Origin of the sequence: Micromonospora sp. DT15, from assembly GCF_049841475.1 — a bacterium.
GTDB lineage: Bacteria > Actinomycetota > Actinomycetes > Mycobacteriales > Micromonosporaceae > Micromonospora.
The window spans coordinates 215,663-242,314 of record NZ_JBNCKJ010000004.1; the positions used below are offsets into that span (position 1 = coordinate 215,663).

Consider the following 26,652-nt stretch of genomic DNA (forward strand, 5'->3'; position numbering starts at 1 on the left):
GATCTCGCTGTGACCGCGATGTCAGGTCAGGTCTGGAGCAGGACCGCCGGGGCCGGAGTGGGAGACGAAGCCGCCGTCAAATGGCCCAACCGACGCGGACCCCGACCCCGTATTGGCGGATCATGGACCGCAGCGGGGCCGAGCCGTCTGAACGGCTCGGCCCCTTCGAGCAAGTGCTGAGCTGCGGCAGCCCGCTCCCGACCCCCGCCAGTCGGCTCTGGCCGGCGTCCTGGTGCTTCACCCGGTGTCATTGTCGTTCGACGCGGTACTGCTCCACGAGACCGTCGTGCAGGCCAGCAGGGAGATCGGTATCCGTGAGCAGGTCGATGGACCACGGCACCGGACACGGGCCCGGGTGGACGTCATCGGGGCACAGCAGGGCCGCGATCTGGTCCACCAAGGCGCGGGCGTCTTCTGCGCTTGCATAGATGCCGACGCGAAGTTCCCAGATGGACGGTTGCCCGACCATGCCGCCTCCTTTGGGGGAGTTACCGCCGAGGAGCCAGGCTACCGGCTCAGACCGGGTGACAGTGCCGCTTGTAGTGACCCGGCGGCACCTTGCGGTTGGCGTCCTTCTCGGCGTTCAATTTGGCGCTGTTGTACGTCGTTCCGGTGCCAGTGCCGTAAATGACGTCCACGACGGTGGTGTCCTTGATGCGGACCACGTGGCAGCGGACGGTGACGGTGTACCGGGCCAGGGTTTCCGCGACCGCGGTGGTCGATGTTCCTGCACGGTCCGCATGGGCCGCCGTGATCGGTTCAGCGGCTGATGCTGGGCCGCCGGCGAACGCCATGGCGGCTGACGCCACGATAGGAAGCAAGGCCGCAGCTAGCTTTGGCGTACGTTTCATGGAACATCTCCTTCAAAGTTTCGACGCCTGGGATGCGGGCTGAACGACTGCATTACGGACGCCATTCGATGCTGCTGGCTCCACCGACGCCGAAGATGCAAGGACCGGCTTGAAGCCGTTGGGTCGGATTGCCGGCCTTCGGTGCCGCCCATCCGGAGTACTTGTCGGGCGCGCCGTTGCAGTCCGCCCGCAGTCGGACCTGTCCCCCGTAGACGCGGCACCAGGTGTAGGCGTACTGGCCGGTCGTGTGGATGCGCGGGCAGTCGACGTCAGGGCCGGCGGCCTGCGCCGCCGCCGAAATCACGGACATGGTGACCGTCGCGGTTGGCGCATGTGCCGAGGCCAGTGCCGGTGCGGGCGCCAGTACGGCCAAGCCGAGCGTCAGTGTGGCGGCAGCGCCGAGAGTTCTTAGATTCATTCCAGATCCAATCTGTGATCTCCGCCGATTACTGCGACAGCCTCCGCGGCGGGACGGCGGCTGTCGCAATCAGCTTTTGCGGAGGCGGCGCAGTCGGACAAGCGAAAGCCTGTTCGGAACCATTCGGAACAAGTGATCGAACAGTTCCGTCCGGGCGTCCCACTCGGAAGAGCGCCCTGCCTTGGCCCGGGCTCGACCGCGAATATCTACGGCGCAATGAATGCGTGGCACATGGGCCTGCCACGCATTGAGTGGTCGAGATGAATCTGCCCCGGGAATCAGCCCGCTGCCCGGCCGGCCCCGTCGCGCGGTTCCTCAAAGCCGCCCGCGGCGTGCAAGGGGTAGGAAAGTCGAGGCGATACGTCCGCCACGAGCTTCGTCCGTTGTGGTGAGAGCGCTCGCTTCGTAGGCTCGTCGGCGACGACGGCTGGCGCTGTCGCGAGCACACCATGGGAAGGGACGCCGGTGCTCTACTGGCTGCTGAAGTACGTCATCCTCGGTCCGCTGCTCAAGCTGATCTTCCGCCCGCAGGTGGAGGGCCTGCGCAACGTCCCGGCGACCGGTCCGGTGATCCTGGCGAGCAACCACCTCTCCTTCTCCGACTCGATCTTCACGCCGTTGATCACCGCCCGGAAGGTCACCTTCGTCGCCAAGGCCGAGTACTTCACCGGCAAGGGAATCAAGGGCTGGCTGACCAAGATGTTCTTCGTGGGCACCGGCACGATTCCGGTGGACCGCTCCGGCGGTCGGGCCGCGCGCGCCGCCCTGGACACCCAGTTGCAGGTGCTGCGGGCCGGGGGAGTGGCCGGCATCTACCCCGAGGGCACCCGCTCCCCGGACGGACGGCTCTACCGGGGCAAGACCGGGGTGGCCCGGCTCGCCCTGGAGAGCGGCGCGGTGGTGGTGCCGGTGGCGATGCTCAACGCCGACGAGATCCAGCCCCCGGGCAAGCTCATCCCCAAGATCGATCGGGTGCGGATCCGGTTCGGGGCGCCGCTGGACTTCTCCCGCTACTCCGGGCTGGCCGGCGACCGGTTCGTCGAGCGCGCGGTCACCGACGAGATCATGTACGAGTTGATGGAACTCTCCGGCCGGGAGTACGTGGACGTCTACGCCCAGAAGCTCAAGCAGCCCGTCCCGACGCCGCTGGCCGCCTGAGCCACCGCCACCGCCGCCACCGGCCCTGGTCGGCGGTCAGGGCAGGTGCAGCAGGGCGGGGGCGTGGTGGCGGCTGGCGAAGTCGTGCAGGCGGGCCCGGGTCGCCTCGGCGACGGGCGGGTCCGTCTCGGCAAGCGGGCCGATGGCCAGCGCCAGCGTGATGATCTCGTCGGTCACGTCGCTCATCCGGGCGTAGCTCGCCGCCGCCGAGCGGAGCAGGTTCGCCGCCGTCGATGAGTCCCCGGCGTGCCGGGCCAACGTGGCGTCGGCGACCTGACCGGCCGCGTGAGCCCACGGGGTCGTCCGGGGCGCCCGGTCGAGCAACTGCCGGACCAGCCGGGCCGCGTCCGCGCCGAGCACCCCGGCGACGTGCCCGACGGCCGGCACCCACTCCGCGAACGGAATCATCCGGGTCCGTTGCCAGTCCTCGTCCAGCTCCGTGAGCAGCGCCATCGCTTCGTCGCGGCGACCCTGCGCCGCCCGGCAGAGGGCGGCGTGCGCCAGGGTGGAGCGCAGCACCCGGTGGAATCCGGTACGCCGCGCCGCGACCAGCGCCTGCTCGATGAGATCCCCACCCGGTGCGTCCGACCCCGCTGTGTCGTCAGGCCCGGCGGGTCCGACCAACTCGGCTCCGGCCAGACCGCGCATCCAACCCGACACCGCCACGATGTGCAGATCCCACTCCGCTGTCGGCCGCCGGGTCGACTCCGCCGCCATCGCCAGCGCCGCCGTCCAGTCACCCGCGTAGTACGACCGCGCCCACTGGTCGGCGAAACTCGTGGCCAGGCTGTGCTCGCCGCCCAGGTCGAGGGTGAGCTGCTCGTCGACCAACCGGGCCGAGCCGGCCAGGTCGCCCTCCTCCTGCAACGCCCAGGCCAGGTTCTGCACCGCCCGGCGGCGACTGGTCAACCGCTCCACCCGGCAGTGCTCGGTCACCTCCGCCAGCTCCGGGAACGCCTCGGCGGAGCCGGCCAGGTAGCGCGCCACGGCCAGGGTGATCCGCGCGTTGGCCTGGACCTCGCGCAGCTGGAGCCGCTCGGCGAGGGACGCCGCCGCCCGCGCCGCGGTGCACGCCGGCTCGGTCTCCGCGTTGAGCATGTGCACCCGGGCCAGCTCCAGCAGCGCGCCCGCCTTCTCCTGACTGTCCGGCAGGTCGCCGTAGATGCCGATCGCCTGGTCCAGGCAGTGCAGGGTCGCCGACCGGTCGGCCCGACTCCAGGCGGCGGTGGCGAGCAGCGTCCAGGCGCGCGCCGCCCCCGTCCGGTCGCCGCTCGTGGCGAGCCGCGCGGCCAGCCGGGAGAGGACGTCCGTGCCCCCCGCCACCAGGAAGGCGTCCCCGTCCCGATAGAACGCCAGCTCGGCGTCGAACAGCTCCAGCGCCGGGTCCGCCTCGACGTCCAGGGCCAGCGCCCGGCCGACCAGCGCGGCGGCGGTGTCCAGCGCGTGCAGCTCGTACGCGCGGCGGGCCGCCTGATGCAGCGCGGCCCGCGCCGACGGGGCGTAGGGGGCGGTGTCCAGCCCGACCGTACGGGCGATCTCGTGGGCCGCCCAGCGATGGTTGGCCAGCACCTCGGCCAGGTCGTACTGCCGACCGTCGGTGAGCTGTGCCATCCAGTCGGCGGTGCGTTGGTGGCGCAGCACCCGTTCGGCCCTGGGCAGTCGCTGGTAGCAGACGTCGCGTACCAGGATGTGCCGGAACCGGTACTCGGACTTTCCGGGCATCGTCGACGTGCTCTGCTCGTATACCAGGTCGCGACGTTGCAGGCGGTCCAGCGCGCGCTCCACCCACTCCACCGGCCGTCCCAACGCCATCGCCACCGGCGCGGCCCAGAACACCACGCCGACCACGGCGGCGGCCTGGAGCACCGCCCGGTCGGCCGGGTCCAGCAGGTCGAGCCGGTTGGCGATGACCGCCTGCACGGTGCGGGGCATCTCCGCGCCGCCGTCGAGGTCGGGGTGGGCGGTCGTACCGACCGCGTCGAGCAGGCCGCCGTCCAGCAGCATCCGGGCGTACTCCTGGGCGTAGAGCGGGTTGCCGTCGGCGAACTCGATCAGCGGGGTACGCGAGCTGGACGGCAGCGTCGCCTGCCCGAGGAGCAGCGAGTAGAGCGTGTCGATGTCCGTGTCGTGCATCGGCGGCACCGAGATGGACATCGCGCCACTGATCGTGCCGGTCCAGGCCGGGTGCCGTTCCCGCAGCTCCGGCCGGGCGGTCGCCACGACCAGCAGCGGTACGCCGCGGGCTGACGCGCCCAACTGCTCGACGAAGGCGAGCATCTGCTGGTCCGCCCAGTGCATGTCCTCGAAGACCAGCACGGTCGGGCCGGTCGTCGCCAGGGTGATCAGGAACCGCCGCCAGGCGGCCTCGGTCTCACCGGGGGTGAGCCGTTCACCGGGTACGCCGATCAACGGGCCGAGCGCCTCGGCCAGCCGGGTCGCGTGCGGGTCGGCGAGCTGTCCCAGCCGGGACCGTAGCCGTTCGCGCAGCGCGGTCGGGCCGTCGACCTCCGGCACGCCCACCCAGGTCTTCACGATGTCCGACAGGGCTGCCCAGGTGACGTTCTCGCCGAACGGCGGGCACTGCCCGACGAGCCAGGTGATCGGCGGGCCGGGCAGGCTGCCGGCGTGCCGGGCCAGCTCGCGCAACAGCCGACTCTTGCCCACCCCGGCCGGGCCGAACACCGTCACCAACTGGGACGTCCGTTCGGTCACCATCCGGTGCAGCGCGTTGACCAGCAGGCCTCGCTCGTGCTCCCGGTCCACCATCGGGGTCAGCTCGGCGCCGCGCGGGTCCCGGTGGGGTCGCACCTGGACGGCCAGCCAGATCCGGCTCACCGCGGACCGGCCGCGCAGGGTGACCGGTGGTTGGTCCGCGTACTCCATCTCGTGTCGGGTGGCCGACCAGGTGCTCTCGTCGACCACGACACCGCCCGGCGGGGCGAACCCCTGCAGGCGGGAGGCCGTGTTGACCACGTCTCCGGTCACGAAGGCCTGCCCACCGTCGCGGGTGGCGGAGAGGTCGACAAGGGCCTCGCCGGTCGCGATGCCGACCCGGAAGCTCAGCGGGGCCTGCGGACCGGCGGGCTGGCGGGCCAGGTTCCGTTGCAGCTCCAGGCCGGCGCGGACGCACCGCAACGCGTCGTTGTCGGTGGCCACCGGCGCGCCGAACAGCGCCATCGCCGCGTCGCCGATGTACTTCTCGACCACCCCGCCGTACTGGTGCACGATCCGGCGCACCGTGGCGAAGTAGGTCTGCTGCAGACTGCGGGCCTGCTCCGGGTCGGCCCGCTCCGCGTAGCTGGTGAAGTCCACGATGTCGACGAAGAGCACGCTGACCTGACGCCGGTCCTCCTGCACCGCGACGGCGTGGTCGCGCAGCGGTTGACCACAGCTGGTGCAGAAGTTGACCTCGGTGCTGTTGGCGTGCCCGCAGTGCGCACAGTTGACCCCAAGCGGTTGGCCGCACCCGCCGCAGAAGCGGTCGTCCGGCCCGGCCGCGCGCGCGCAGTGTCCACACTTGAGGTCGATGTTCAGCTCCGTGGGCGAAAGAGGTCAGTATCGCGGCCGGTCGGCCAGTCGGGTACCCGACGTGCGGACGGGCAACGGCATCGATCGGTCGGGGTTAGTGTTCCGTACCAGGAAGTTTCATGTCAGGGAGAGTTCCGTGCAGGTACGACTGTCCGCCTCGTGGACCGATCCGGGTGGCACGCTTTGGGCGCCGGGCGACACGATCGACGTCGATGCGGTCACTCTCGCCGAACTGGAGGAGCAGGGCATGGTGGAAGAGCCTGAGGGTCAGTCGGGCGGGTCGGGGGAGACCACGACCACCTCGTCGAGCACGTCCACGGCTGGTAAGCCGACCGATCCGAAGAAGATCGGGCCGGGGCCGGGTGCGCCGCCGGCCGACAGCACGGAGAACTGATCGCCCGGGTGCGGTCGGCGGGCCTTGAGTCCACCGGCCGCACCCGTCGGGCGGCCTCACCCGTTGGCCGCTGCGAACCTGCCCGGCGTCGGCAGGCGTAGCCCGAGGGCCCGGGTGAGCAGGGGAGCGATCAGCGCCAGGGTGGCCAGCACACCCAACCCCGAGATGACCAGCACCCATCGTGGCCCGACCATCGCCAACAGCGGTGCGCCGACGGCGTAGGCCAGTGCCTCCGCCGCGTACGGGAACATGTAGACGGTGCCGAACACCACGCCGAGCCGTTCGGCCGGCACGTTCTGCTGGATGAGGGTGTCGGCGGCGACGTTGTGCCAGCCCGCGCCGACGCCGGCCACCGCCTGACCGGCAATGGCGAGCGCGATCACCGGGCTGATGCCGGTGACAAGCGTTCCGGCGCCGAGCGCGAGCAGCGCACCGTAGAGGACCAGGTCCATCCGGATGCGTACGCCGGTTCTCGCCAGGCACATCGGACCGAGCACCATGCCGACGCCGTAGGCGGTGCCCAGCAGACCGATCGTGACCTCGGTGGCACCCAGCTCGGCGCGTCCGAGGGGGACGATGGCGAGGTTGTCCAGCGCGGCGAACATCACCATCACCAGGAACCCGACCGAGACCGCACGGACGACGCTGTGCCCTCGGACCACCCTCAGTCCTTCGCGCAGCACCGTCCGCAGTGGCTCGGGCCGGCGGGTCGCGCCGGTCGTCGAGAGCGCCCGGACTCCGCCGATCAGCAACGCGGAGAGAACGAATGTCGCCGCGTCCACGAGCAGCGTGGCCGTCAGTCCGAGGGTCGCCAGCAGGAGGCCGCCGACGGCTGGCCCGGCAGCGAGCCCGATGTTGACGCCCGTCGCGAGTTGCGCGTTCGCCGCCGGTAGCTGCTCGCGTTCGACCAGGCGGGGGAGCAGGCTGCGCCCGGCGGGAGTGAACGCGGTCGCGGCCGTGGTGGCCGCGGTGATCAGCGCCAACAGGACGGGCAGGGGTGGCGCGAGCAGCGCGACGGCGACGTACGTCAACGCCTGGGCGGTGTCGCAACCGATCATCAGCCGGCGTTGGTCGAAGCGGTCGGCCAGGGCGCCGAGCAACGGTCCGAGCAGCCGGGGCACCGTCGAGGCCAGCAGCAGCAGGGCGACCGCGCCGCCGCCGTGCCGGTCGTAGACGGCGATCAGCAGCGCCGTCCGGGCCAGCTGGTCACCGGTGTACGACACCAGGCGCGCCGACCAGTACCGACGAAATGCGACATTGCCGCGGAGTAATGACATGACCGGTGGCTCCTCACTGCTGCGGGTATGTCGGCACGGGCCCTGGAACAGGGGCGGGCGCGGCAACCTTGTCAGCGCGGTGTGGGGGCCAACAACCGCTCTTCAGCCAGTGATTGATGTCGATTTGTCCTATTTTGTCCCACCGCTCCACGCCGTAGCGTCCTCGGCAAGACAAGCGCAACAAGCACCACACACCGACCAGGAGGACGACATGGCGACCACGACGACGACCACCACCACCACCGCGAGCGGCTGGGCCGGGCCGGGCATCTGGGCCGGGCCGGGATTCTGGGCCGGACCGGGCTTCTGGGCGGGCCCCGGCTACCAGCCGGTCGCGACCAGCTGGATCGGCCCGACCCGCTGAACCCCACCCGCTGAACCGCGAGCACGGTGACGCCGGCTGCCACTGGCAGCCGGCACAGCCGTGCGTACGGGTAGGAGAGTGAGTGGGGACGGATAGGGCCCGTCCAGATCGGATGCCCGAGCGACGTGCCGGTCGGTCAGCGGTCGGCCATGCCGGCGCGGCGGCGCAGCGCGGCCACGTCGGTCACCACGATCCGGCGGCCCTCGGTGCGCAGCCAGCCACGGCTGGCGAACGAGCCGATCGCCTGGTTGACGCTCTGCCGGGAGCCACCGGCCATCTCGGCCAGTTGACTCTGGTTGAGCTCGATCGTGATCATCGGTGCCTGGCTCTCGCCCGCCAGCCGCACCAGCGTCTTCGCCACCCGACCGGGCAGGTCGAGGAAGACGTGGTCGGCGTTCTGCTCGGTGAGCCGGCGGATCAGCCCGCCCAGTGAACGCATCACCGCGTCCAGGATGCGGGGGTTGGAGTGCACCAACTCCATGAACGCGCCCCGCGAGAGCGCGAGCGCCGCGCAGTCCTCGATGGCCTCCGCCGAGGCGGACCGGGTGGACGCGTCGAGCAGGGAGACCTCACCGAGCACGTCCGGTGGACGGATAACCGACAGCACGGCCCGCTCGCCGGTGGGTGCGGTCCGAAAGACCGCCACCGCGCCGCGGCGCAGCACGATCAGGGACTCGCCGGGATCGTTTTCCACGAAGAGCAGTTGGCCCTTGCGGTAGGTGCGCGGGACGGCGGCCGCGATGACGCGCTGCCGCACCTCGGGCTCCAGCCCAGCGAACATCTCGACACCCGTGAGCGCGTCACCCGGCTCCGGCAGGCGAACCTCCACGGCCCAACCCCTCCCCCGGTCATGGACCACAATTCGCTCACCGGGCGAACCTGATGGGCCCCGACAAGGTGAACTGACACCGATTCGGCGTCCGGTAGCGGTACACATCAGATCATGACGGTCCGGTCGCTTGCTGTACACCCCTCGAAGCACTTCCGTGACCGTCACGGTCTGCGACGCGCCGTACGCGAGGTGTCGCGGCGGCGTGCTCCACCGTCGGACGGGCCCCGCCGGACGCGGCCGGGCGGCGGTGGGCGAGGATGCCCGGAATGGTCTACCGCTACTTCTACGACTGCGAGTTCATCGAGGACGGCACGACCGTCGACCTCGTCTCGATCGGTGTCGTCGACGAGTACGGCCGCGAGTTCTACGCGGTCTCCACCGAGTTCGACGACTCCCGCGCCGTGCCCTGGGTTCGACGCAACGTGCTCGACAAGCTGCCCTCCCCGGCGGACCGGGCCTGGCGCTCGCGTGAGCGCATCCGCGACGACCTGTACGACTTCCTGATGGAGCCGATCCGGGACCGGCCGGGGGAGCAGCTGGAGCTGTGGGCCTGGTTCGCCGCGTACGACCACGTGGTGCTCGCCCAGCTCTGGGGCGCGATGCCGGCGCTGCCCCGGGAGATCCCCCGCTACACCAAGGAGCTGCGGCAGCTCTGGGACGACCGGGGCCGGCCGCCCCTGCCAGACGCGGACGCGGCCCGGCACGACGCTCTGGTCGACGCCCGGCACAATCTGGCCCGCTGGCGGGCGATGACCGCCCGTTGAGTGGTGGCCGCGCCGCCGTAGGTTTGACCGGTTCTGTCCCGGGCAACGGTTCGACCAGCCGAGCCGAGGGAGATTGCCATGAGCCACCAGCCGAGCAGCGCCGCGGAGGCACGCGCCCGTGTCACCGGCCTGGCCCGGGCCGCGCGGATCTGCATGCTCACCACGACTGCTCTGGACGGGCGCCAGGTGAGTCGCCCGATGGGGCTCCAGGAGGTCGAGTTCGACGGCGAGCTGTGGTTCTTCGCCTACGCCGACTCGGCCAAGGTCCGCCAGCTCCGGGTGAACCCGGAGGTCAACGTCGCCTTTTCCGACCAGAAGCACAACGCGTGGGTGTCGATCTCCGGCACCGCCACCGAGGGGTTCGACCGGGACCGGGCCGAGCGGCTGTGGAACCCGCTGCTCAAGGCGTGGTTCCCCGACGGGCTGGACACCCCCGGTCTGACGCTGATCAAGGTGCACGCCAGCTCCGCCGAGTACTGGGACTCGCCGAACAGCACCGTGGTGAACCTGCTCGACTACGCCAGGGCCGCGGTCACCGGCCGGCCGCCGCAGGCCGGCGAGAACCATGAGGTGACCTACTGACCGGGGGCGGGTGCCCGGGGCGCGCTGTCGTCGTACCGGCGGGCCGACTACAGTTCGCAGTGACGGCCCGCCCCGGGCCGGCAACGGCGCCGATGGTCTGACCTGACACATACCCTGGGGCATATCGGGCTTTACCTGATGCTCCAGGAGGATGAGCGGATCATGCGTATCGGCGTGCTCACCGGCGGCGGCGACTGCCCCGGTCTCAACGCGGTCATCCGGGCGGTGGTCCGCAAGGGCGTCGCCACTTACGGTCACGAGTTCGTGGGCTTCCGGGACGGCTGGAAGGGCCCGCTCGAGGGTCTGTCCCGCCCCTTGGACATCGCCGACGTTCGCGGCATTCTGCCCCGCGGCGGCACCATCCTCGGCTCGTCCCGGACCAACCCGTTCAAGATCGAGAACGGCGTCGAGCGGATCAAGGACAACCTCGCCGCCCAGGGCGTGGACGCGCTGATCGCGATCGGCGGCGAGGACACCCTCGGCGTGGCCACCAAGCTCTACGAGCTGGGCGTGCACGTCGTCGGCGTGCCGAAGACGATCGACAACGACCTGGGCGCCACCGACTACACCTTCGGCTTCGACACCGCGGTCAACATCGCGATGGAGGCCATCGACCGGCTGCACACCACTGCGGAGAGCCACCACCGCACCCTGGTCGTCGAGGTGATGGGCCGGCACGCCGGCTGGATCGCCCTGCACGCCGGCCTGGCCGGTGGCGCCAACGTGATCCTGCTGCCCGAGCGTCAGTTCGACGTCGACCAGGTGGCCGGCTACGTCGAGAAGCGCTTCCAGCACCAGTACGCCCCGATCGTCGTGGTCGCCGAGGGCGCCCAGCCGCTCGACGGCCAGATGGTGCTCGCCAACCAGGAGCTCGACTCGTTCGGCCACGTCCGCCTCGGCGGCATCGGCCAGTGGCTCGCCGAGCAGCTGGAGGCCAAGACCGGCAAGGAGGCCCGCACCGTGGTGCTGGGCCACATCCAGCGCGGTGGCACCCCGACGGCCTTCGACCGGGTGCTCGCCACCCGCCTGGGCCTGCAGGCCATCGACGCTGTCAACGACGGCGACTGGGGCAAGATGGTCGCGATGCAGAGCACCGACATCGTCCGGGTGCCCCTCGCCGAGGCCACCCGCGAGCTGAAGACCGTGCCGCTGGAGCGGTACGCCGAGGCTGAGGTCTTCTTCGGCAGCTGATCGATCGTCGGCGGCGCGGCGGGCCTGCGGGTCCGCCGCGCCGCGACCCAATGCGAGGGGGTACGGGCCGACATGTCAGCCGGAGTGCACACGGTCGCGGTGATCGGCGCGGGCAAGATCGGTGAGCTGATGCTCTCCGGGCTGCTGCGCTCGGGATGGCCTGTGGACCGGCTGCTGGCCACCGCCCGCCGACCCGCTCGCGCGGAGGAGCTGACCGCCCGGTACGGCGTACGGGTGGTCGACAACCTGACCGCGGTGGACGAGGCCGCTGTGCTCGCGGTCTCGGTCAAGCCGCAGGACGCCGCCGCGCTCCTCGACGAGATCGGCCCCAAGGTGCCGGCCGACAAGCTCGTCATATCGCTCTGCGCCGGTCTGCCCACCAGCTTCTTCAGCCGCCGGTTGCCCGAGGGCACCCCGGTGGTGCGGGTGATGACCAACACCCCGGCGCTGGTGGACGAGGCGATGACCGCGATCTCGGCCGGCGAGCACGCCACCGGGGCGCACCTCACACTGGCCGAAGAGATGTTCAAGCCGCTCGGCCAGACGATCCGGGTGCCCGAATCACAGCAGGACGCTGTCACCGCGCTCTCCGGCTCCGGCCCGGCCTACTTCTACCTGCTGGTCGAAGCCATGATCGACGCGGGGATCCTGCTCGGGCTGCCCCGTCAGGTGGCGCACGAGTTGATCGTGCAGACCGCGATCGGGTCGGCGGTGATGCTGCGCGACTCCGGCGAGCACCCGGTCAAGCTGCGCGAGGCGGTCACCTCGCCGGCCGGCACCACCATCTCCGCGATTCGTGAGCTGGAGAAGCACGGCGTACGCGCGGCGCTGCTGGCCGCGCTGGAGGCCGCCCGGGACCGCGCCCGCGAGTTGGCCGCACAGGCCGACTGAGCGATCGGGGCGCCTCACGAGGCCGTGCGTGCCGCATACTGGCCCGGTGTTCACACTTGCCCAGGCCCGGCACCTGGTGGCCACCCTGCAGCCGCGCGTCGACGAGTTGATCCGGGTCCGGGCCGACCTGGCCGAGTTGCGCGCCGACCTGGGCGACCACGGCATGAGCGCGCTCGGCGGTCTGGCTGAGGTCAAGGCACTGGAAGCTCGGTTGCACGCCGTCGTCGACGAGCTGCACCAGCACGACATCCAGGTCAAGGGCATCGCCCCGGTGCTGCTCGACTTCCCCGGCGAGCGGGCCGGCCGCGCCGTGCTCTGGTGCTGGCTGGAGGGCGACTCCGACGTGCGCTGGTACCACCGGGCAGAGTGCGGCTTCGCCGGCCGCCGCCCCCTCTGACCCCTCGCGCCTCACCCGCTTGATCCACTCGGGTTCATGGAAACCGCGGTGTTCGAGCGCGGCGGACGCCTCGACTTCCGTGAACGCGAGTGGATCAAGGTTGCGCGACTCAGCCTGCGGCGGACGTCGGCAGGACCGGGTCGGGGGCATCGGTCACCGCGAACACCACAACGTTGTCGACGTAGTGGCCCCGCCGCCGGTCGAAGTCGCCCCCGCAGGTGACCAGGCGCAGCTCCGCCCCGGGCGTCGGGCCGTACACCACCGCTGTCGGAAACTGGTCCTTGCGGGTACGCAGCGACCCGGTCACCCGGAACGGCAACCGCTGCCCGCCGCGCCACACCTCCACCAGGTCGCCGGGTCGTAGCTCGCCGAGCCGGGCGAAGACCGCCGGGCCGCGTCGGGAGTCCAGGTGCCCGGCGAGGACGGCCGGACCGGTGTCGCCCGGGGCCGGGCCGCCGCCGTACCAGCCAGCGGTGTGGAAGTCGGTCGGCGGAATCAGCACGCCGGCGCGGTCCAGACCGAGCACTGTGAGCGGTGAGTCGACGTCGATGCGCGGTACGCGTACCCGCGTGGGTGGACCGTGTGGCGTGGGCGCGGCGGCCACCGACGGGCAGTCGTCGCCGCAGCCGGGGTGCCAGCTCGCCACCGGTGGTGGCGGGCCGGTGGTGGCCAGCCCGACCCCGGTGCCGGCGGCCAGGCAGACCGCCGCGCCGGCCGCGACCAGCGCGGCCAGCGGTGTCCGGCGCTCACGGTGCCGCCGGATCGACGGGTCCGGCCCGGCGCTCACCAGGTGGTGCGCCGCCGCCGACGCCAGAGCAGCAGGGCCACCGCGCCGGCCGCCGCGGCCAGACCGCCGGCCACCAGGGGGTACGCGTCGAGCCCGCCCCCGGCGGTGCCACCGGCGCCGGTGTCCACCCCGCCGGCCGGGACGACGGTGCCGCCCTCGGCGTCGCGGCGCAGCTCGGCGGTGAGCCCGCCCTGTTTCGCGTCGAGCACCAGCAGCGAGTAGACAGCGCCGCCGGTGAGCCGCACCTCGGCGTCGGTGCTCGGCCCGCCGGCGCCCGTCAGCTTCAGCCGCCAACTGCCCGGCTCGACCTGCTGGTAGTCGGTCGTGGTGGCGAACTGCACCCCGTCGGCGATCGTCGGACCGTTGGCGGCGGCCACGTCGAGCACCGGGGTCCGCACCGAGGCCTGTACGACCCGAACCTTGGCGCGGCCGTCGGTGGGGGCGCTGAGATCGTCGTTGAGCACCCGCAGGCCGAGGTCGGCGTGCCGCCCGACACCGGCCACGGTGAACGCGTCCCCGCTGGTCACCGCGACCTCGGTGGTGAGCACCGGGGGGGCGCTGGCGGGCGCGCCGGCCTCGCGCATGGCCACCGCGTACCGGCCCGGCGCGAGTTCGAGGTAGTCGGAGACCACGCCGTAACCGACCCCGGGGAAGACCTGCGGCTTCGCCGCGCCCGGCGCGGCAAGGTAGACGTCCACCGCCGGGGTGTCCGGGGACAGGTGCGCGAGCCGGACGTATCCGACGGTGTCCGCACCGGTCGCGGCGTTGGCCGGCACCGGAATGGCGGCGGTGGCGAGGGCGGTGCCGAGCAGGAGCGCGCCGGAGCCGGCCAGCAGCCGGCGGGGCACGGTACGGAGCGTGTGCATGTCGCCTCCGGGGGGCACGTTCGGTGAGCGGGCGGCAACCCAGAGAACAGGGTCCCGTGAACAGGACTGTGACGCAAGTTGCCACAGCGATCTTTTTGTCGCTCGCACTGCTGTAACCCCCACCCCGCGCCCCCGCGCCGCCGCTCCCTCAAGATCCGCGCAACTCCGGGGATATTGCTGTGTCTGGTCGTCTTGAGGCAGCAACATCCCCGAAGTTGCGCAGGTTCAGGGCCCACCCGTGAAACCCGTTCTTCCGGAGGCAGAAGTGAGGGCGTTTGCGTCTGCTCACGTGTGGCTACTGAGCAGCAGTGGTGACGAAGGTCGATGCGGCAGGGGACACCTGGTTCCGGCGATCCCGCTGGCGGGTGCTGGCCCGGGTGGCCTGCGCGGGACTGGTGGTCCTGCCGGCCTTCGCGGTGCTCAGCGTCGTGTTCGGCAACGCCTGGTACCACCCGCTTCCGCACGGGCCGATACTCCTGTGGGCGGCGATCCGCTACCCCCTGCAACTACGACGTCAGGGCGGGCTGCCACTCCGGCTGACCCGCGACTTCCTCGAACTGACCCTGCCTTCCGGCGGGACGGTGCAGGTCGACTGGGCCGGCCTGACCCGAGCCGAGGTACGCGGCCGGATCAGCCCGACCCTGATCGTCGACATCGCTGATCGGGATCGGACCCGGCCGGTGCTGGACCGCTGGGGCTGGGGTCGCGTGGGCGTGTGGAACCGGGCGCGCGGGCGGAACTCGCAGGAGGTCCACCTGTCAGTGGTTGCCGTCACGCCGAACGTCGACCGCTTGCGCACCGAACTGGCGCACCGGGTGGCCGGCGTCGCGGAAGAGTCGTCGCCCGACCCCACGACCTGACTCCGCGCAAGCCCCGCGCCGGCCGTTGCCGGGCCCCCGGGACACGCGACGACAAACTCGCCGCCGCCCTCCGCACGACCACCAGGTAGGCGGTCGCGGGCAGGGCGGCGGCTGGCCCTGCTCAGCGGGTGGCGGCGGCCACGGCGGCGCGTACCTTCGCGGCGTCGCCCGGGGCCGGGTGATCCCAGTCGGTCGGGCTCGCGGAGTAGAGCGTGCCGTACGCCGGGGTGTCCGGCTGGTAGCGCCACCCCTCGGCCAGCGGGCCGACATCCACCGCGTCGTAGCCGATCTGGTCCAGGAAGGCGGTCACTTCGGCCTTCGCGGCGGCGTCGTCACCGGCGATCGCGAGGGCGCTGCGGTCGGCCGCGCCGGTCGGCCGGGAGAGCGCGGCCAGGCCCTTGAAGTAGATGTTGTTGAAGACCTTGACCACTCGGGAGTCCGGCAGGTGTCGCTGGAGCAACTCGCTGCTGGTGGTCTCGCCGGAGTCCAGTTCCGGGAAGGTGCCATCGCGCTGCGGGTAGTAGTTGTTGGTGTCGATGACGACCTTGCCGGCCAGCGGTTCGACGGGCACCGCCCGGTACGCCTTCAGTGGGACGCTGACGACCACCAGGTCGCCCACCTGCGCGGCGTCCTGCGCGGTGCCGGCGCTGGCGTGCTCGCCCAGGGTCTCCACCAGGTCGGTGAGGGTCTCCGGGCCCCGCGAGTTGCTCAGCACCACGTCGTAGCCGGCGTCGACGGCCAGCCGTGCCACGGTGCCGCCGATGTTGCCACTGCCGATCAGTCCCACAGTTGTCATGCTCGTTCCCAACTCCGTCCACCCACGACGCATTCCCGACCAGACTGGTGGGTTATTCTGGTCACCCGCTGCCGGTAGCTGCGCAGCCTGCTCGCGATCGTCGCCGGCCCGGCGGATGCCTGGTCGCGCTGCGGGCCCGCCCGCCCAACGTACTGCTCACGCCGACCGCGAACCGGCTCTCCGAGGACCTGCCACCCTCCGGTGCGTCCCGGCGTCGGGAGGCCCGGCTCAGGGGGTGGGGAGGGTCTTCTCGATGGCTGCGCGCAGGTCGTCGGAGTCGGGCGCGACAGTGGGGGCGAAGCGGGCGGCGACCGAGCCGTCCGGGGCCACCAGGAACTTCTCGAAGTTCCAGCGCACATCGCCGGTGTGCCCGTCGGCGTCCGGGGTGTTCACGAGCGCGGCGTAGAGCGGGTGCCGGTCCGGGCCGTTGACGTCGACCTTCTCGGTCAGCGGGAACGTGACCCCGTAGTTGACCTGGCAGAAGTCGCTGATCTCGGCGGCGCTACCCGGCTCCTGCCCGGCGAACTGGTTGCACGGCACGCCGAGTACCACGAGGCCCTGGTCGGCGTAGGTGTCGGCGAGCGTCTGGAGGCCGGCGTACTGCGGGGTGAGGCCGCAGCGGGAGGCCACGTTGACGACCAGCATCGCCTTGCCGCGGTGGCGGGCCAGGTCGGCGGGGCCGCCGTTGAGGGCGTCGATCGGGATGTCGAAGACGGTCATGGGCCGAGGTTACGCGTCGGCCGCCCGTCGACCCGGGGTGGGCGCAGCGTACGCACTCCGTGCACCAGGAGAAATCGAAACATGCGCATCTTGACGAACTGATGACGGCGTGAGTACCGTCTCACCATCTCTTTTGGAAAGTTTCCTAACAGTTCGGGAGACGCCGCATGAAAAGATCGCTCCGCCGGGCCCTCTGGGCCGGTGCCGTGGTCGCCGTGACCGTCGCAGCGGTGCCGGTGACCACCGCGTTCGGCGCCGGCACGGTCACCACCTCCTTCACCAAGGCGCAGGACTGGGGGACCGGTCACGAGACGAGGGTGACAGTCACCAACGGCTCCAGCGCCACTGTCACCACCTGGCGCATCGAGTTCGACCTGCCGTCGGGCACCACCATCAGCAGCGCGTGGGACGCCGACGTCACCAGCAGCGGCAACCACTACGTCGCGGTCAAGAAGAGCTGGGCCGGCGGCATCGCGCCCGGCGCCTCGTTCAGCTGGGGTTACAACGGCACCGGGGCCTTCAAGGCGCCGCTGAACTGCACCATCAACGGTGCCGCGTGCGGCGGCGGAACGACCCCGCCGACCACGACTCCGCCGACCACCACCCCGCCGACCACGACGCCCCCCACAACGCCTCCACCCACCACTCCGCCGCCGACCACTCCGCCGCCGAACACCGGCGGCAAGAAGGTCGTCGGCTACTTCGCCGAGTGGGGCGTCTACGGGCGCAACTACCACGTCAAGAACATCCAGACCAGCGGCTCCGCCGCCAAGCTGACCCACATCCTGTACGCCTTCGGCAACACCACCGGTGGTCGCTGCTCCATCGGCGACAGCTACGCCGACTACGAGAAGGCGTACACGGCGGCGGACAGCGTGGACGGCGTCGCCGACACGTGGGACCAGCCGCTGCGCGGCAGCTTCAACCAGCTGCGCAAGCTCAAGCAGCTCAACCCGCACCTCAAGGTGATCTGGTCGTTCGGTGGCTGGACCTGGTCCGGCGGCTTCACCCAGGCCGCGCAGAACCCGGCCGCGTTCGCCGAGAGCTGCTACAACCTGGTCGAGGACCCGCGCTGGGCGGACGTCTTCGACGGCATCGACGTCGACTGGGAGTACCCCAACGCCTGCGGTCTGACCTGTGACACCAGCGGCCCGAACGCGTTCAAGAACGTGATCGGCGCGCTGCGGTCGAAGTTCGGGTCCAGCGCCCTTGTCACCGCCGCCATCACCGCGGACGGCAGCAATGGCGGCAAGATCGACGCCACCGACTACGCCGGCGCCATCGGTAACCTCAACTGGCTGATGCCGATGACGTATGACTACTTCGGCGCCTTCGCGGCCCAGGGTCCGACGGCACCGCACTCGCCGCTCACCTCGTACACCGGCATCCCGCAGCAGGGCTTCAACTCCGATGCGGCGATCCAGAAGCTCAAGAGCAAGGGCGTCCCGGCCAACAAGCTGCTGCTCGGCATCGGCTTCTACGGCCGGGGCTGGACCGGTGTCACCCAGGCCGCTCCGGGTGGCAGCGCCACCGGCGCGGCGCCGGGCACCTACGAGGCCGGCATCGAGGACTACAAGGTCCTGAAGAACACCTGCCCGGCCACCGGCACGATCGCCGGCACCGCGTACGCCAAGTGCGGCAGCAACTGGTGGAGCTACGACACCCCGTCGACCATCAACGGCAAGATGACGTACGCGAACAACCAGGGCCTCGGTGGCGCGTTCTTCTGGGAGCTCTCCGGTGACACGAGCAACGGCGAGCTCATCGGCGCCATCAAGGGCGGTCTCGGCTGAGCCGAGGGCCGACGCACCACCCACACGGCGGGAAGGGACCCGCACCGTCCCTTCCCGCCCGTGACACAGCGGCCCGGCCGACGCCCAGCGCGTCGACCGGGCCGCCGCCGTTGGGCTCGTACAGCCGGATGTGGCAGACTCGCGGCTCGGCACGTCTCGATCTCACCGCCGACGGAGGTGATCATGCGACCGATACACAGCAGGCTGGCGGCGACCGCCGCCGGGCTGATGCTGCTGCCGGTTGCCCTGGTCGGCTGCGGGATCGGCGACAAGGACGAGGAGAAGTCGGCCCCCAAGCCGGCCCGGGCCCCCGCCGAGGAGGCCGCCACCCGCTCCCGTGAGCGCGTGCAGGCGTACCTCGACGCCATGACGGCCAAGGACGTCGCTGCCGGCCGCAGCCAGCTCTGCGCTCTGCTGCACGACGGCTTCGACCGTGGTGCCACCGGCCCCAACGGTGACTTCGCCGACCACTTCCAGGTGCCGGAGGCGGCCATCACGGACATCCGGTCCGGTCCGCTCGGGCAGGAGGTCCGCGTCTCGGTCTCGGTCGCGGTCGGCAAGCGCACAGTCGTCCGGCCGTTGGTCTTCACCGTCACCCGCGACGGCAGCGACTGGTGCATCGCCGGGGAGGCGCCGGACAAAACGACGGTCGCCAGCCCGACGCCGACCGGTGTGGTCCCCTCGCCCGCGTCCTGACCAGCGCCCGGCAGATTGATCTCCCATCTGCCGGAACCGTCCCCCTCGCCGCCCGGTCACCCCGACCGTCGCCGTACGCTTTCTGTCATGCGCCATGAGTGGCATCAGCTGAGCCATCCCGCGGTGGGCAGCCCGGGCCTGCAGACCAGCCGACCGACGATCGATTCCGCCGAGGACGCCGCGCTCGGTCTGGACCGATGGCGGGAACTGCCCCGCGAGCAGGTCCCGCCGTGGTCCGACCCGGCCGCCGTGGCCGCGGTCTGCAAGGTCCTCGACACAGTGCCGTCGGTCGTCGCGCCCTACGAGGTGGACCAGCTCCGGCAGAAGCTCGCCCTGGTCTGCGAGGGCAAGGCGTTCCTGTTGCAGGGTGGTGACTGCGCCGAGACGTTCGTGGACAACACCGAGAGCCACCTGCTGGCCAACGCCCGCACCCTGCTCCAGATGGCGATCGTGCTCACCTACGGCGCGTCGCTGCCGGTGGTCAAGGTCGCGCGGGTCGCCGGGCAGTACACGAAGCCCCGCTCGCTGCCGACCGACGCCCGCGGCCTGCCCGCGTACCGCGGCGACATGATCAACTCGCTGGAGGCCGACCCGGCCGCCCGGGTCGCCGACCCGCAGCGCATGATCCGCGCGTACGCGAACTCGGCGGCGGCGATGAACATGCTCCGGGCGTACCTCGCCGGCGGGCTCGCCGACCTGCACGCCGTGCACGACTGGAACAAGGGCTTCGTGAAGAACTCCCCGGCGGGGGAGCGTTACGAGGCGATCGCCCGGGAGATTGACCGGGCGCTGGCCTTCATCCGGGCCTGCGGCATGACCGACGACGAGGCGCTGCGCACCGTCACGCTCTACTGCTCCCACGAGGCCCTGGCCCTGGAGTACGACCGGGCGCTCACCCGGGTCTCCGACCGTCGGGCGTACGGGCTCTCCGGGCACTTCCTGTGGATCGGCGAGCGCACCCGGCAGATCAGCGGCGCGCACATCGACTTCATCTCCCGGATCGCCAACCCGATCGGGGTCAAGCTCGGCCCGACCACCTCCCCGGACGAGGCGATCGAGTTGTGCGAGAAGCTCAACCCGGACAACATCCCCGGTCGACTCACCCTGATCAGTCGGATGGGCAACCACCGGGTACGCGACGCGCTGCCGCCGATCGTCGCCAAGGTCACCGCCGCCGGGGCCAAGGTGGTCTGGCAGTGCGACCCGATGCACGGCAACACGCACGAGTCGTCCAACGGCTACAAGACCCGGCACTTCGACCGCATCGTCGACGAGGTGCTCGGCTACTTCGAGGTGCACCGAGGGCTGGACACCCACCCCGGCGGCCTGCACGTCGAGTTGACCGGCGAGGACGTCACCGAGTGCCTCGGCGGCGCCCAGGGGATCGAGGATCTCGACCTGCCCGACCGGTACGAGACCGCCTGCGACCCCCGACTGAACACCCAGCAGTCGTTGGAGTTGGCCTTCCTCGTAGCGGAAATGCTGCGTGGCTGAGCTTGCGGGCCCGCAGTCGGCAGTCGGAGGATGACCATGGCTGACGCGAGGAGTGAGCTTGCGAGCCGGCAGTCGGCAGTTGAAAGGGATGACAGTGCCTGATTTTTTCGTGGACCTGCGGTCCGACACGGTGACCCGACCCACCGCCGGGATGCGGGAGGCGATGGCCGCCGCTGAGGTCGGTGACGACGTCTACGGCGAGGACCCGAGCGTCAACGCGCTGGAGGCCGAGGTCGCCGCGTTGTTCGGGCACGAGGCGGCGCTGTTCGCCCCGAGTGGCTCGATGGCGAACCAGATCGCCCTGCAACTGCTGGTCCCGCCCGGCGACGAGTTGCTCTGTGACGCCGACGCGCACGTGGTCACGTACGAGATCGGCGCCGCGGCCGCGTACGGCGGGATCTCCTCGCGGACCTGGCCCTCGGTGGGCGCGGACATCGACCCGGAGGTGGTGGCCGGGATGATCCGGCCGGACGGTTACTTCGCCGTCCCCACCCGGGCGATCGCCGTCGAGCAGACCCACAATCGCGGCGGCGGCGGGGTGATTCCGCTGGCGACCCTGCGGGATCTGCGCGGGGTGGCTGACGAGGCGGGCGTCGCGCTGCACTGTGACGGCGCCCGGATCTGGCACGCGCACGTCGCCGACCGGGTGCCACTGATCGAGTACGGCCGGCTCTTCGACACGCTGTCGGTGTGCCTCTCCAAGGGTCTCGGCGCGCCGGTCGGTTCGCTGCTGGTGGGCAGCGCGGACAAGATCGAACGTGGCCGGCTGATCCGTAAGCGGATGGGCGGGGGCATGCGCCAGGCCGGCATTCTCGCCGCCGCCGGTCGCTACGCGCTCGCGCAGCACATCGACCGGTTGGCCGACGACCACGCGAAGGCGGCCCGGCTCGCCGAGGCGGTGGCGCCGTTCGGTGTGCTGGCCACCACTGTCCGTACCAACCTGGTCGCGCTGGACCTCACCAAGCACACCCTGGACGCCCGGGCCCTGGCCGCCGCGGCGCGGGCCGAGGGCGTACTGATCTCCGTGCTCGGCCCTCGTACCGCCCGCCTGGTCACCCACCTGGGCCTCAGCGACGCGGACATCGACCGCGCCCTGGCAGCCCTACCCCGCATCCTCGCCGCCGCCTGAAAACCCCACCCCACCCACCTCGGCCCCTCCCACCCCCGGTGATCATGAAGTTGTTGCCACTCGGATCGGCGTGTCATGGCAATAACTTCATGATCACCGGGCGGGTGGGGGCGCCGGGGGAGGGGAGGGAGGCGCTGGGGGCGGGGCGGGGCGGGGCGGGGTGGGGTGGGTCAGGGGTGGGACAGGCGGGTGAGGGTGGCGATGTCGGCGGCGTGGCCCACGTGCTTCTCGCTCGGGGTTTCCACGACGATCGGGACGCCAGCGGTCGCCGGGTGCGCCATCAGCTCGGCAAAGGCGGGCTCGCCGATGCTGCCCTTGCCGATGTTCTCGTGCCGATCCCGGGTGGAGCCGCACAGATCCTTCGAGTCGTTGGCGTGAATCAGCCGCAGCCGGTCCGCGCCGACAGTGGCCACCAGGGTGTCCAGGGTCGCCGTCATGCCGCCCTCGGCCGCCAGGTCGTGGCCGGCCGCCCAGGCGTGGCAGGTGTCGAAGCAGACCCCGAGCATGGGGTGCCCGTCTACCGCGTCCAGGTAAGGCCCGAGCTGCTCCACCCGGGAAGCCAGTGAGCGGCCACCGCCGGCGCTCGGCTCGACCAGCAACATCGGCCCGCCGGCGTCGGCAGCCCAGTCGAGCAGCGGCAGCAGCACCTCGCGGACCTGTCCCATCGCCGCCTCGGCGTGCCCCTCGTCCACCGAACTGCCCGCGTGGAACACCACCCCGCGCGCACCGATCGCCACGCCCCGACGAAGCGCGTGCGCCAGCGTCTGGCCCGACTTCTCGACAGTGGCAGGGGTGGGCGAGCCGAGGTTGACCAGCAGAGCGGCGTGGATGAACGCGGGAATGCCCCGCTCGGCGCAACCGTCGCGGAACAGCGCGTCCTGCACCGGGTCGCCGTCGGGCAGTGCCCAGCCTCGCGAGTTGGAGACGTAGACCTGCACCACCTGCGCGCCGGTCGCGTCGGCGTACGGCAGGGCAGCCTTCGCCAGCCCACCCGAGGTCGGAGTGTGCGTGCCCACCGGCCGCACGGAGATCGTCGGCATCAGAAGCACGTCAGGGTGACCGGGGTGCCGGGCGCCACCTGCGAATTCTCGCCCGGGATCTGGATCCGGACCACGGCGTTCGGGTTGATCGCCATCGTCACCGGGAAGCCCTGGCCCTCCAACGCCTGCTTGGCCTGCTGGCACGGCAGGTCGATCACCCGCGGCATGGCGAGCAGCGGTGGCCCCTTGCTGACGTCCAGCTTGACCTCGGTGCCCTTCTCCACACCGGCGCCATCGGCCGGGCTCTGGCCGAGGATCTCGTCCCTCGGCTTGTCGGATTCCTTGTAGGTCTCCTTCAGCACCAGGTTGAGCTGGGCCAGGGTCGTCCGGGCGTCGGTCAGGCTCTTGCCGACCAGGTTCGGCACCGTCACCGGCGCCCTGCCCCGACTCAGAATGAGCGTGACCTTCGCACCGGGTTTGACCTCGGTGCCGACCTTCGGTGAGCTGTCCACCACGACCCCGGCCGGCAGGCTGTCGTCGTAGCGGGGGGTGCCCTTGGCCACCACCAGCTTCACGTTGACCAGGTCCGCCTCGGCGAGCTCGAACTCCTTGCCGATCACGTCCGGTACGGGGAAACGCTCCGGACCGAGGGAGAGGGTCAGGGTGATCGTGCCACCCTTGAGGATCTCGGCGGCGGAGGCCGGGTTCTGCTCCAGCACGCTGTCCTTCGGGGCCTTCTCGTCGAAGCGCGGCTCAGCGTACGCGACGAGAAGCCCGGCGCGGTCGGCCCGCGCCTGCGCATCGGCCTTGCTCAGGCTCACCAACTGCGGAGCGTCCGTGTAGCGGCCGACACCGAACCACCAACCCCCGAGCGCGGCCACCAGGCCCAGCGTCACGACCACGGCCGCGACGGCCAGCCGGCCACGAGGGCTGCTCAGCAGCGTGCTGCGCAGCTCGGCGAGCCGGGCGCCCAGGCCCTCCGCCGGCTCCGGGGCAGCCCGGCGCCGCCCCGGCCCCTGGCTGCTGGCGCCCTCGGGCAGGCGTGCCCACGACGGGCGGTTGGGCGGCTGGAGCGTCGCGACCATCATGGTCGGCTGAGAGAGCGACGGTGCGTCACTGACCGGGCTGAGTACCGCGGTGTGGCTGTTGGCGTCGCCCAGACGATCCCGGGCCACCTGCACCTCGGTCAACAACGCGCCGGCGTCCGCGGGCCGTGCTCCCGGGTCGCGGCGGGTGGCCCGCTGCACCAGGTCGTCGAGGACCGACGGCAGGCCCGGCACCAACGTCGAGGGCGCCGGCACGTCCCGGTCGACGTGCTGCCAGGCGACGTCCACCGGGCGGTCCCCGTCGTACGGCACCCGACCGGTGAGCATCTCGAAGAGCACGATGCCGGCCGAGTAGACGTCGGTGCGCGGATCGGCGCGGCCCTCGGTGACCAGCTCCGGGGCGACGTACGCCACGGTGGCCATCAGCTGGTTGCCCTGCTCCTCGTCGGCGCTCGCCTCGACCGCCCGGGCCAGCCCGAAGTCGGCCACCTTCACGACGCTGTCGACCAGGTTGGCGACGCCACCGGTAGGCGCCTCCGCGACCAGCACGTTCTCCGGCTTGACGTCGCGGTGCACGAGACCGGCCCGGTGAGCGGCGGCGATCGCGGCGAGCATCTGCTCGGCGATGGCCAGCGCCTCGTCCGAGTTGAGCCGGCGTCGCTCGGCCAGCACGTCCCGCAGCGTGCGGCCACGGACGTACTCCATGACCAGGTACGGGAGGCCGGCGTGCGTGCCCTGGTCGTAGACCGCCACCACGTTCGGGTGGGTCAGCCGGGCGATGGTCTTCGCCTCGTCGGTGAACCGGGCCACGAAGTTGGCGATCCGGGCCCGTGCCTCGCTCGCCTGGGTCGGGTGAATGATCTTGACAGCGACGGTGCGCTCTAGGCGTTCGTCGGTGGCGGTGTACACGGTCGCCATGCCACCACGGGCCACGCGACCGCGAATGCGGTAGCGCCCGTCGATCAGCGAGCCCAGCAACGTGTCGGCGACCTGAGTGTCCATCGGCAGGCAGTCTATGTGTCCAGAGGGTGAAGGATGAACAGGATGCTACAGCCGTACGCCGAACCGGTCCGTCCCGCCGCGTTCCCCGCCCCTTGTTCGCTGGTCAGCGGCGATCAGGAAAGAGGACGCGGAGGGGCCGCCCGGGGTGCCGGTGGCTCGTCGCGGCGGCGGCGTGGCAGGGTGGTCGGGTGACCGAACCCGTACCCGACCAGGCCGCGCCCGGCCTGGAGCTCGCCGGCCCCACCGACCCGGCCGACTGGTTGACCCTGCCCGACGTCGCCGAACGCCTCGACGTGTCGATCAGCAAGGTGCACCAGATGATCCGTGACCGGGAGCTGTTGGCGGTCCGCCGCGACGGCGTCCGCCGGATCCCAGCGGACCTGGTTGCCAACCAGACCGTGCTCAAGCACCTGCCCGGCGTGCTCAATCTGCTCTCCGACAACGGCTACGACGACGAGGCAGTCCTGCGCTGGCTCTACGAGCCGGACGACACCCTGCCCGGCGCCACCCCGGCCGCCGCCCTCTCCGGCGACCAGGCCCGCGAGGTGAAACGCCGAGCCCAAGCCCAAGGCTTCTAGCCCCCACCCCCGCACCCGCCCCACCGCGCTTCGCGCCTTCCGGCGTTGATCATGGGGTTGGCGGCGCGGTACGCCGAGGCGAAGGTCGCCAACCTCATGATCAACCCGGCGAGGCGGCGGGTGGGGGGCGGCCCGGTGGGGCAGCCCGGCGGGGCGGGTGGGGGCGGGTGGGATTAGTCGGCTCGGCGGGTTGCGGCTATGGCCAGGTCGACCAGGGCTTGGCGGGCCTCGGTGTCGAGGTCGACGGCGGTCAGGGCGGCCAGGGCGGCGTCGGTGAGTGTGGCGATCCGCTGTTCGGTACGGGCCAGCGCCCCGCTCCCCGAGATCACCTCGCGGAGCCGGGCCACCCCGTGCTCGTCCAGCTCCGGGTCGCCGAGGTGGCCGAGCAGCAGCTCGCGGCCCGCGTCGTCGGTGGCCTCCACGGCCGCCGCCACCAGGTAGGTGCGCTTGCCCTCGCGCAGATCGTCCCCGGCCGGCTTGCCGGTCAACGTCGGGTCGCCGAAGACCCCCAGCACGTCGTCGCGGAGCTGGAACGCCTCGCCCAGCGGCAGCCCGTACGCCGAGTAGGCCGTCCGCACGTCCTCCGGCGCGTCGGCCAGCGCGGCGCCGAGCAGCATCGGACGCTCGACGGTGTACTTCGCGGACTTGTACCGGGCGACCTTGCTGGCCCGCTCCACCGAGGTGTCCCCGGTGACCTGCGTCAGCACGTCGAGGTACTGCCCGACGGTGACCTCGGTGCGCATCTCGTCGAAGACCGGCCGGGCCCGGGCCAACGACCACAGGTCCAGGCCGGCGGAGTGCAGCAGTTCGTCGGACCAGACCAGACACAGGTCACCGAGCAGGATGGCCGCGGCGTCGCCGAAACCGTCCGGGTCACCGCCCCAGCCGGCCTCCCGGTGCCGGGTGGCGAACCGTCGGTGTACCGCGGGCTCGCCGCGTCGGGTGTCGGAACGGTCCATCAGGTCGTCGTGGATCAGGGCGCTGGCCTGGACGAACTCCAGCGCGGCCAGGGCGGTCAGCACCTGGTCGCCGTCCAGCCCGCCGGCCCCCCGGAACCCCCAGTAGGCGAATGCGGGACGCAGTCGCTTGCCGCCGCCGAGCACGAACGCCTCGAGCGCCTCGGCCACCGGACCCAACGCGTCGTCCACGGCGGCGAGCCGGACCCGTTGGCCGGCCAGGAACTCGGTGAGAGCCTTGTCGACCCGCTGCCGCAGGCCGGCGCGGTCGACGGGGGACACGGGAGCAGCGTGGGTCACGC

27 protein-coding genes are annotated in these 26,652 nt (G+C 71.4%); 14 read left to right on the forward strand and 13 right to left on the reverse strand.

The annotated features are described in order from the left end of the window. Positions 1 to 247: 247 nt before the first annotated feature. Genes ACLQ3F_RS11230 through ACLQ3F_RS11240 form a run of 3 tightly spaced genes read right to left on the reverse strand, consistent with a single transcriptional unit; the run spans position 248 to position 1,269 of the window. Positions 248 to 469 carry a hypothetical protein gene (locus tag ACLQ3F_RS11230; protein WP_357199685.1) on the reverse strand — a complete coding sequence of 74 codons (222 nt, stop codon included), beginning with the start codon at positions 467 to 469 and terminating at the stop codon, positions 248 to 250. A gap of 46 nt (positions 470 to 515) precedes the next feature. Further along, a complete protein-coding gene (locus tag ACLQ3F_RS11235) occupies positions 516 to 851 on the reverse strand; it encodes a hypothetical protein (RefSeq protein ID WP_357199687.1) in 336 nt (111 codons plus the stop codon). Positions 852 to 903: 52 nt separating this feature from the next. After that, a complete protein-coding gene (locus ACLQ3F_RS11240; RefSeq protein ID WP_357199690.1) occupies positions 904 to 1,269 on the reverse strand; it encodes a hypothetical protein in 366 nt (121 codons plus the stop codon). Between the two features lie 465 nt (positions 1,270 to 1,734). Between ACLQ3F_RS11240 and ACLQ3F_RS11245 the strand changes: the two genes are divergently transcribed. Then, positions 1,735 to 2,427 carry a lysophospholipid acyltransferase family protein gene (locus tag ACLQ3F_RS11245; protein ID WP_357199693.1) on the forward strand — a complete coding sequence of 231 codons (693 nt, stop codon included), beginning with the start codon at positions 1,735 to 1,737 and terminating at the stop codon, positions 2,425 to 2,427. 36 nt (positions 2,428 to 2,463) lie between these two features. Here the strand turns inward: ACLQ3F_RS11245 and ACLQ3F_RS11250 are convergent, their stop codons facing one another. Next, positions 2,464 to 5,961: an adenylate/guanylate cyclase domain-containing protein gene (locus ACLQ3F_RS11250; protein ID WP_425848729.1), complete on the reverse strand. Its 3,498-nt coding sequence runs from the start codon at positions 5,959 to 5,961 to the stop codon at positions 2,464 to 2,466. Here ACLQ3F_RS11250 and ACLQ3F_RS11255 point away from each other — a divergent pair. Further along, entirely contained in the window at positions 5,954 to 6,349 is a 396-nt protein-coding gene (locus ACLQ3F_RS11255) for a hypothetical protein (RefSeq protein ID WP_357259654.1), read from the forward strand. The two genes, ACLQ3F_RS11250 and ACLQ3F_RS11255, sit on opposite strands and share 8 nt — an antisense overlap. 56 nt (positions 6,350 to 6,405) lie before the next feature. On the opposite strand, the gene ACLQ3F_RS11260 is transcribed toward ACLQ3F_RS11255, so the two are convergent. Beyond that, positions 6,406 to 7,626 carry an MFS transporter gene (locus ACLQ3F_RS11260; protein ID WP_425848459.1) on the reverse strand — a complete coding sequence of 407 codons (1,221 nt, stop codon included), beginning with the start codon at positions 7,624 to 7,626 and terminating at the stop codon, positions 6,406 to 6,408. 211 nt (positions 7,627 to 7,837) lie between these two features. On the opposite strand from ACLQ3F_RS11260, the gene ACLQ3F_RS11265 reads away from it, so the two are divergent. After that, on the forward strand, positions 7,838 to 7,990 hold the full coding sequence (locus ACLQ3F_RS11265; RefSeq protein WP_357199700.1) for a hypothetical protein: 153 nt from the start codon (positions 7,838 to 7,840) through the stop codon (positions 7,988 to 7,990). 136 nt (positions 7,991 to 8,126) lie between these two features. On the opposite strand, the gene ACLQ3F_RS11270 is transcribed toward ACLQ3F_RS11265, so the two are convergent. After that, a complete protein-coding gene (locus tag ACLQ3F_RS11270) occupies positions 8,127 to 8,819 on the reverse strand; it encodes a Crp/Fnr family transcriptional regulator (protein ID WP_091407574.1) in 693 nt (230 codons plus the stop codon). A gap of 269 nt (positions 8,820 to 9,088) precedes the next feature. Here ACLQ3F_RS11270 and ACLQ3F_RS11275 point away from each other — a divergent pair, with 269 nt between their 5' ends. From ACLQ3F_RS11275 to ACLQ3F_RS11295, 5 genes are all read left to right on the forward strand, one after another. Next, positions 9,089 to 9,586, forward strand: a complete 498-nt coding sequence (locus ACLQ3F_RS11275) for a polyadenylate-specific 3'-exoribonuclease AS (RefSeq protein WP_091407578.1) — start codon at positions 9,089 to 9,091, stop codon at positions 9,584 to 9,586. A 78-nt stretch (positions 9,587 to 9,664) separates the two neighbouring features. Continuing rightward, complete coding sequence (locus ACLQ3F_RS11280) at positions 9,665 to 10,168, forward strand: pyridoxamine 5'-phosphate oxidase family protein (RefSeq protein ID WP_425848461.1); 504 nt, start codon at positions 9,665 to 9,667, stop codon at positions 10,166 to 10,168. A gap of 162 nt (positions 10,169 to 10,330) precedes the next feature. Next, on the forward strand, positions 10,331 to 11,359 hold the full coding sequence (locus tag ACLQ3F_RS11285) for a 6-phosphofructokinase (protein ID WP_091408060.1): 1,029 nt from the start codon (positions 10,331 to 10,333) through the stop codon (positions 11,357 to 11,359). A gap of 72 nt (positions 11,360 to 11,431) precedes the next feature. Beyond that, positions 11,432 to 12,250, forward strand: coding sequence for a pyrroline-5-carboxylate reductase (proC, locus tag ACLQ3F_RS11290; RefSeq protein ID WP_425848464.1), 819 nt, complete (start codon positions 11,432 to 11,434; stop codon positions 12,248 to 12,250). A gap of 46 nt (positions 12,251 to 12,296) precedes the next feature. Beyond that, a complete protein-coding gene (locus ACLQ3F_RS11295) occupies positions 12,297 to 12,647 on the forward strand; it encodes a DUF2203 domain-containing protein (protein WP_357199709.1) in 351 nt (116 codons plus the stop codon). Positions 12,648 to 12,756: 109 nt separating this feature from the next. Here ACLQ3F_RS11295 and ACLQ3F_RS11300 read toward each other — a convergent pair whose 3' ends face one another. Then, positions 12,757 to 13,434, reverse strand: coding sequence for a class F sortase (locus ACLQ3F_RS11300; protein ID WP_425848466.1), 678 nt, complete (start codon positions 13,432 to 13,434; stop codon positions 12,757 to 12,759). Then, positions 13,431 to 14,300: a DUF4397 domain-containing protein gene (locus tag ACLQ3F_RS11305; RefSeq protein WP_425848467.1), complete on the reverse strand. Its 870-nt coding sequence runs from the start codon at positions 14,298 to 14,300 to the stop codon at positions 13,431 to 13,433. Before ACLQ3F_RS11305 ends, ACLQ3F_RS11300 begins: the two co-directional genes overlap by 4 nt. A gap of 311 nt (positions 14,301 to 14,611) precedes the next feature. On the opposite strand from ACLQ3F_RS11305, the gene ACLQ3F_RS11310 reads away from it, so the two are divergent. Further along, on the forward strand, positions 14,612 to 15,160 hold the full coding sequence (locus ACLQ3F_RS11310) for a hypothetical protein (protein ID WP_425848469.1): 549 nt from the start codon (positions 14,612 to 14,614) through the stop codon (positions 15,158 to 15,160). Between the two features lie 121 nt (positions 15,161 to 15,281). Here ACLQ3F_RS11310 and ACLQ3F_RS11315 read toward each other — a convergent pair whose 3' ends face one another. Both ACLQ3F_RS11315 and ACLQ3F_RS11320 read right to left on the reverse strand, forming a co-directional pair. Next, the gene (locus ACLQ3F_RS11315; protein WP_357199724.1) at positions 15,282 to 15,956 is read right to left on the reverse strand and encodes an NADPH-dependent F420 reductase; all 675 of its coding nucleotides are present in this window, start codon (positions 15,954 to 15,956) and stop codon (positions 15,282 to 15,284) included. 228 nt (positions 15,957 to 16,184) lie between these two features. Continuing rightward, the gene (locus tag ACLQ3F_RS11320; RefSeq protein WP_357199727.1) at positions 16,185 to 16,676 is read right to left on the reverse strand and encodes a glutathione peroxidase; all 492 of its coding nucleotides are present in this window, start codon (positions 16,674 to 16,676) and stop codon (positions 16,185 to 16,187) included. A 167-nt stretch (positions 16,677 to 16,843) separates the two neighbouring features. Here ACLQ3F_RS11320 and ACLQ3F_RS11325 point away from each other — a divergent pair, with 167 nt between their 5' ends. The 4 genes from ACLQ3F_RS11325 (at position 16,844) to ACLQ3F_RS11340 (ending at position 21,788) form a co-directional block, all read left to right on the forward strand. Continuing rightward, a complete protein-coding gene (locus ACLQ3F_RS11325) occupies positions 16,844 to 18,469 on the forward strand; it encodes a glycosyl hydrolase family 18 protein (RefSeq protein WP_425848472.1) in 1,626 nt (541 codons plus the stop codon). A gap of 183 nt (positions 18,470 to 18,652) precedes the next feature. Beyond that, on the forward strand, positions 18,653 to 19,165 hold the full coding sequence (locus ACLQ3F_RS11330) for a nuclear transport factor 2 family protein (protein ID WP_357205692.1): 513 nt from the start codon (positions 18,653 to 18,655) through the stop codon (positions 19,163 to 19,165). A gap of 87 nt (positions 19,166 to 19,252) precedes the next feature. After that, entirely contained in the window at positions 19,253 to 20,659 is a 1,407-nt protein-coding gene (locus tag ACLQ3F_RS11335) for a class II 3-deoxy-7-phosphoheptulonate synthase (RefSeq protein ID WP_091407607.1), read from the forward strand. A gap of 88 nt (positions 20,660 to 20,747) precedes the next feature. Continuing rightward, on the forward strand, positions 20,748 to 21,788 hold the full coding sequence (locus tag ACLQ3F_RS11340) for a threonine aldolase family protein (RefSeq protein WP_425848474.1): 1,041 nt from the start codon (positions 20,748 to 20,750) through the stop codon (positions 21,786 to 21,788). Between the two features lie 170 nt (positions 21,789 to 21,958). Here ACLQ3F_RS11340 and ACLQ3F_RS11345 read toward each other — a convergent pair whose 3' ends face one another. Beyond that, a complete protein-coding gene (locus ACLQ3F_RS11345; RefSeq protein ID WP_357205686.1) occupies positions 21,959 to 22,828 on the reverse strand; it encodes a deoxyribonuclease IV in 870 nt (289 codons plus the stop codon). Then, positions 22,828 to 24,816: a Stk1 family PASTA domain-containing Ser/Thr kinase gene (pknB, locus tag ACLQ3F_RS11350; RefSeq protein ID WP_425848478.1), complete on the reverse strand. Its 1,989-nt coding sequence runs from the start codon at positions 24,814 to 24,816 to the stop codon at positions 22,828 to 22,830. Before pknB ends, ACLQ3F_RS11345 begins: the two co-directional genes overlap by 1 nt. A gap of 188 nt (positions 24,817 to 25,004) precedes the next feature. Between pknB and ACLQ3F_RS11355 the strand changes: the two genes are divergently transcribed. Next, on the forward strand, positions 25,005 to 25,394 hold the full coding sequence (locus ACLQ3F_RS11355; RefSeq protein WP_357205680.1) for an Rv2175c family DNA-binding protein: 390 nt from the start codon (positions 25,005 to 25,007) through the stop codon (positions 25,392 to 25,394). A 173-nt stretch (positions 25,395 to 25,567) separates the two neighbouring features. Here the strand turns inward: ACLQ3F_RS11355 and ACLQ3F_RS11360 are convergent, their stop codons facing one another. Continuing rightward, positions 25,568 to 26,650 (reverse strand): polyprenyl synthetase family protein, encoded by a 1,083-nt coding sequence (locus ACLQ3F_RS11360; protein ID WP_425848482.1) that lies wholly within the window; start codon positions 26,648 to 26,650, stop codon positions 25,568 to 25,570. Positions 26,651 to 26,652: the final 2 nt, after the last annotated feature.

What these genes read in the sequence shown, in the direction of transcription:
- ACLQ3F_RS11230 (WP_357199685.1), bottom strand. Translation starts at nt 469, where the DNA reads ATGGTCGGGCAACCGTCCATCTGGGAACTTCGCGTCGGCATCTATGCA.
- ACLQ3F_RS11235 (WP_357199687.1), bottom strand. Translation starts at nt 851, where the DNA reads ATGAAACGTACGCCAAAGCTAGCTGCGGCCTTGCTTCCTATCGTGGCG.
- ACLQ3F_RS11240 (WP_357199690.1), bottom strand. Translation starts at nt 1,269, where the DNA reads ATGAATCTAAGAACTCTCGGCGCTGCCGCCACACTGACGCTCGGCTTG.
- ACLQ3F_RS11255 (WP_357259654.1), top strand. Translation starts at nt 5,954, where the DNA reads ATGTTCAGCTCCGTGGGCGAAAGAGGTCAGTATCGCGGCCGGTCGGCC.
- ACLQ3F_RS11260 (WP_425848459.1), bottom strand. Translation starts at nt 7,626, where the DNA reads ATGTCATTACTCCGCGGCAATGTCGCATTTCGTCGGTACTGGTCGGCG.
- ACLQ3F_RS11265 (WP_357199700.1), top strand. Translation starts at nt 7,838, where the DNA reads ATGGCGACCACGACGACGACCACCACCACCACCGCGAGCGGCTGGGCC.
- ACLQ3F_RS11275 (WP_091407578.1), top strand. Translation starts at nt 9,089, where the DNA reads ATGGTCTACCGCTACTTCTACGACTGCGAGTTCATCGAGGACGGCACG.
- ACLQ3F_RS11280 (WP_425848461.1), top strand. Translation starts at nt 9,665, where the DNA reads ATGAGCCACCAGCCGAGCAGCGCCGCGGAGGCACGCGCCCGTGTCACC.
- ACLQ3F_RS11285 (WP_091408060.1), top strand. Translation starts at nt 10,331, where the DNA reads ATGCGTATCGGCGTGCTCACCGGCGGCGGCGACTGCCCCGGTCTCAAC.
- proC (WP_425848464.1), top strand. Translation starts at nt 11,432, where the DNA reads ATGTCAGCCGGAGTGCACACGGTCGCGGTGATCGGCGCGGGCAAGATC.
- ACLQ3F_RS11305 (WP_425848467.1), bottom strand. Translation starts at nt 14,300, where the DNA reads ATGCACACGCTCCGTACCGTGCCCCGCCGGCTGCTGGCCGGCTCCGGC.
- ACLQ3F_RS11315 (WP_357199724.1), bottom strand. Translation starts at nt 15,956, where the DNA reads ATGACAACTGTGGGACTGATCGGCAGTGGCAACATCGGCGGCACCGTG.
- ACLQ3F_RS11320 (WP_357199727.1), bottom strand. Translation starts at nt 16,676, where the DNA reads ATGACCGTCTTCGACATCCCGATCGACGCCCTCAACGGCGGCCCCGCC.
- ACLQ3F_RS11325 (WP_425848472.1), top strand. Translation starts at nt 16,844, where the DNA reads ATGAAAAGATCGCTCCGCCGGGCCCTCTGGGCCGGTGCCGTGGTCGCC.
- ACLQ3F_RS11330 (WP_357205692.1), top strand. Translation starts at nt 18,653, where the DNA reads ATGCGACCGATACACAGCAGGCTGGCGGCGACCGCCGCCGGGCTGATG.
- ACLQ3F_RS11335 (WP_091407607.1), top strand. Translation starts at nt 19,253, where the DNA reads ATGCGCCATGAGTGGCATCAGCTGAGCCATCCCGCGGTGGGCAGCCCG.
- ACLQ3F_RS11340 (WP_425848474.1), top strand. Translation starts at nt 20,748, where the DNA reads ATGACAGTGCCTGATTTTTTCGTGGACCTGCGGTCCGACACGGTGACC.
- ACLQ3F_RS11345 (WP_357205686.1), bottom strand. Translation starts at nt 22,828, where the DNA reads ATGCCGACGATCTCCGTGCGGCCGGTGGGCACGCACACTCCGACCTCG.
- pknB (WP_425848478.1), bottom strand. Translation starts at nt 24,816, where the DNA reads ATGGACACTCAGGTCGCCGACACGTTGCTGGGCTCGCTGATCGACGGG.